The sequence below is a fragment of the Microvirga tunisiensis genome, from assembly GCF_009296175.1.
Lineage (GTDB): Bacteria > Pseudomonadota > Alphaproteobacteria > Rhizobiales > Beijerinckiaceae > Microvirga > Microvirga tunisiensis.
The window spans coordinates 1-4,429 of the sequence record NZ_VOSK01000439.1 but is presented as its reverse complement, the minus strand read 5'-3'; the positions used below and the strand labels follow the sequence as shown (position 1 = coordinate 4,429).

Below are 4,429 nucleotides of genomic sequence, written 5' to 3'. Positions count from 1 at the left end.
TTTGCGGCCGCTGCAGCCGCAGCACCAACTCAATCAGCTCTTCCTTGCTCAAACGTTCAAGATCGCCGCGGCCCATACCAGCAGGGAATCAGCGAATCCCAGTTGGCGCAAGGGCCTGGGTAATTACTACCAGCCGCTTCCGAGCAGGACGATTGCCAGCCATCCGGAGGTGAGGGCGAGATACCGAAAAGATCACGCAGCGCTCCGACCGTCATGTGGCCTCCCGACGAGCAGAACCAAACGACCGCCACAAGGCGAGAAATTGACCGGGAACCGTTAACATCCTTGGACTCCAACGGGGGCAAGTGCGGCCCGCTCGATCTACACCATTGGATTGACCGCAGCACCCTCAGTCGGCAGCCTGAGCCGGACTGGAACCTACGCCGAATGAAGCGAAGCATGTGGTGATGGTGAGGCCGATCCTGTCCCGAAATGCACAGGTGTGAACCTCACTTCGGCAGAGAGGCAACTGCGGCAGAAACCGGAGAATGTCAGAAAGTCTGTATGTTGCCCAAGTGAATGCCGTTACCTGAACATTCTTATTGAGTAGGAACACTTACTCCACAAGGAGCCTTCGTCATGATGAAAATCACACGAGACGTGCTCGAAAGTTATATAGCTTGTCGCTACAAGGCATATCTGAAGCTTGACGGCAAAGTATCAGCAACAGTTCAGGAAAGAAAACCTGTCGAAATAAACTATGATGAACATCGGATGCCCTCTACTTTCCGAGACGTTAGCTCGCCAATAAAGAGCCATGCGGTCATACCTAATGACCTTTTAACGCCTGAGTTTCTTGCACAGGGAATCCCCGATATTAAAGGTGGACTCCATGATACGGCCCTCGTCTCGCTTCAATTCGACGGTGCGCAAAGAGTTTCGGGGCCATCAAAGATTGGCGACTTTCACTATGTACCACTTGTAGTTCACAGCAGTGGTCAGGTGAATGAGGCTCAGAGGCTCCTGTTGGATGTATATGGATTTATCCTGTCCCAACTCCAAGGACGAGTTCCTGAAAGAGGACTTGTCTGGCGTACAAAGGGAAAGATTTCGACTGTGCCCCTTTCCCATGGACTCAAGAGGGGTGAACGACTTCTCAATGATTTGCTCGAACTACAGAGCGCAGCACACAGGCCCGCACTGATCCTTAATGCTCACTGCCAAATCTGCGATTTTCGTAACCATTGCCGCGTGCAGGCTGCTGACGAAGACCACATCAGTCTCCTAAGCGGAATTTCTCAAGCAGAGATTGCGCGCCTCAATAGAAAAGGCATTTTTACCGTCAATCAACTGTCATACACATTCCGCCCAAGGCGGATCAAAAAGCGAGCTAAAAACCCCGCGCACCCTCATTATTTCGCCCTTCAAGCGCGTGCGATTAGGGAGCAAAGAATATTTGTTCATGGTTCTCCAACATTTCCGACAAAAGCGACTCGCGTCTATTTTGATTTTGAAGGGTTTCCCGATGTAAAATCCATCTACTTGATCGGGCTCCTTGTAAGTCGTCCTGGGATGCTCGAACAAAGGTCATTTTGGGCCGACAATGAAACTGAGTACCTAAACATCATTTTGGACATGCTCGGCTACATAAAGGATTGTGGCGACTGCTCATTCTTTCATTATGGTTCTTATGAAATTCGAGCGCTGAAGCACGTTCAGCGAAGGCTCTCTGGAGAGCATGCTGAACAAGTTAGCGACATCATCAAAAGATCGACCAATGTGCTCTCAATCATTGGCCCACATATATACTTTCCTGTTTACTCAAATGGTTTGAAAGCAGTCGCTGGATATCTTGGCCACCGATGGTCCACCACAAATGCCTCGGGCGGACACGCTCTGTTGTGGCGGCGCGCATGGAATGAAACTCACGACGAAACGACAAAAGAGCAGTTAATCCGCTACAACATGGACGACTGCATCGGGTTGAAGGTGGTTTGCGACGCGGTTGAGGAGATATCCCAGCAGGCCGCAGCGCCACATCCCAATATGGCTTTCGTTCATACAGATCATATTGAGAAGGAGACAGGGCAGCGAGGAAAATTCCAGAAGCAAGAATTTGCCATTCCCGAGTTCGATACCATCAATCGCTGCTCCTATTTTGACTACCAGCACGATAAGATGTCAGCGAGAAGCAGGAAACGTTCTCACCGTAAAGTACCAGAGCCCTCCCGCACGCCGAAACTGCACAAAAACAATAAGGTTGTAGAGGTGTTCGCATCGCGCTGTATGGTGTGCCGCAGCAGAAAGCTAAGCTCCTTACGTCCATTGAAACGGCAAATCATCGATCTGAAATTCTCGGGAGCCGCTGTTCGACGCTGGGTCGTGCTCTACCTCTCGCAGGAATATCGCTGCCGCAAGTGCAACAACAAGTTCATCCCCGCAGGGTTCCCAGCGATCAGGACAAAATTCGGGAAGGGGCTGGTCAGTTGGTGTATGTACCAGATGCTTGTCGGCGGTCAAAACATGTCGAGAGTGCGCGCGGGCGTTGCTAGGCTTTTCGGAATAGAACTAAACATTCCCGCGATCTACAACTTCAAACAGACAATTGCGTTTCGGTACAGGCAGGCACACGACGAAATTCTAAAAAGGCTCATGAGTAGCCCTGTCCTTTATGTGGACGAAACAAACGCGAATTTGCGCTCTGAAAGCGGCTATGTGTGGTGCATTACGGATGGTCACTCAGCATACTACTTTTATAAAAGCTCCCGAGAAGGTTCATTCCTTTCCGAGATTTTCAAAGACTTCAAGGGCGTCCTGGTATCAGACTTCTACGCGGCCTATGACTCAATCGAGTGTCATCAGCAGCGCTGCTTGGTCCACTTGATGCGCGATCTTAATGAGGAAATTCAAAAGTATCCATTTGACACGGAGCTTAAGAGGCTGGCTGCCAGCTTTTCGACGGTGCTGAAGGGCGCGGTGGAGACAATAGATAGGTACGGCTTCAAGAGGCGGCACCTCGCGAAGCATAAAAAGGCGGCTTGCGAGTTCTGCGATTGGGTCTCAAGTAAGGAATTTGACTCGTTGCCTGCCGAGCGCATTCGATCTCGTATCGCTAAACACCGGGACCGAATGTTCACATTCTTGGATTTCGACGGGGTGTCGTGGAATAACACAAACGCTGAACATTTTATTAAGCCGTTTGCCCGACACCGCAGAACGGCAAACGGCGTATTCACAGCACGATCCGTTCGTGACTACCTAATCATTCTTTCGGTCGCAGAAACGTGCAAGGGGCAGGGGCAAGACTTCTTGGATTTTCTTATGAAGGATAACGAACAGGCATTCAGTTTTCGATCCGGAAGACGCATTTCCAAGAGGGTCGAGAACTCAGATGATGCACTGGCCTCTTCACTGTCGAGGTTGTGCGAGGCGATTTCCTGATCTCCGAACCAGGACATTGGAAGCGAGTCCAGTAAGTTCCGCCACGCTTGTTCGCTGTCTCCATTCACCACCCTGCCGATAGCCTTATCAGAGGGCTATGTACGACGACTGGTTCGTCAACGAAACTCAGACTTTATTATCGGGTACAATCACCCGATCTGGGCCTGCGGTATCATCTATGTAATTGGCCAGAGAGATTTTTTCTTAGACAGATCCTTCAAGCCGTTCATGACCAAGGCCGATGTGTGCGCCGGGTTCGGTATTGGTCAGAGCACAGCCAGTGCAAAAGCAAAGGTGATCTCCCAAGCGCTCCGCATCAATCCGCTCAATCCGGAATGGTCCCTGCCGAGCCTGCTGAAACGGAACCCGCTGGTATGGATGGCCGAGGTTAACGGGATGCTGGTGGATTTGCGTGAGATGCCGCGTGAGGTTCAGGAAATCGCTTTCGAACAGGGCATGATCCCATACATCCCCGCTGATCGAGACCCAAGCTGAGATCGATCAGAACTCAACAATTGGAGCGCTCGAACAATGCTCCTCGAACTTGCATATTTGCTTCGGAAGCCCTCCTGGCGGACAACCGTGCCTGACTGCCCCGTGGCCTGAAACTAAATTCTGAGGATGGCACGAGGCGCAGGCACGGCTATGCTCTGAGCAGGATCACCGATCAGCATTGGGATCGAACAGTTGGATGGCTTCCACGGGATTGATGGCTGTGACGGTATGCTTGTAGACGAGTTGCGAGCTATTACCCCGCACAAGCTGGATGGCGAACCTGTCGAATGACCCGATATGGCCCTGGAGCCTGATCCCATTTACAAGAAACATCGTCACCTCGATCCCATGGTCTCGAAGATATTCCAGGAAGATGTCTTGGAGAGTTGCGGTGCTTTGTGCGGCCACTTCTCTAATCCTCGTGTATGAGGTGGCTCGGTTTGGTTGAACAGCGTTTTCGGTTCGCTAAGTGGAGCGTCTGCCGGGGTTACGCTGCCGCGCGTTGCGGAAGCGGGTTGAAGTAGGCCTGATCGGGCGTGCTCCGGTCAAGGCT

At 51.5% G+C, this 4,429-nt stretch carries 3 protein-coding genes; 2 read left to right on the top strand and 1 reads right to left on the bottom strand.

Annotated features, from left to right (window positions below; all coding sequences use genetic code 11):
• The first annotated feature begins 579 nt into the window (after positions 1 to 579).
• Both tnpC and FS320_RS38765 read left to right on the top strand, forming a co-directional pair.
• Entirely contained in the window at positions 580 to 3,381 is a 2,802-nt protein-coding gene (tnpC, locus tag FS320_RS38770; RefSeq protein WP_152717665.1) for an IS66 family transposase, read from the top strand.
• A 15-nt stretch (positions 3,382 to 3,396) separates the two neighbouring features.
• On the top strand, positions 3,397 to 3,876 hold the full coding sequence (locus FS320_RS38765; RefSeq protein WP_338105657.1) for a DUF6398 domain-containing protein: 480 nt from the start codon (positions 3,397 to 3,399) through the stop codon (positions 3,874 to 3,876).
• A 165-nt stretch (positions 3,877 to 4,041) separates the two neighbouring features.
• On the opposite strand, the gene hfq is transcribed toward FS320_RS38765, so the two are convergent.
• Positions 4,042 to 4,284, bottom strand: a complete 243-nt coding sequence (gene hfq / locus FS320_RS38760) for an RNA chaperone Hfq (RefSeq protein WP_162003523.1) — start codon at positions 4,282 to 4,284, stop codon at positions 4,042 to 4,044.
• Positions 4,285 to 4,429 lie beyond the last annotated feature (145 nt).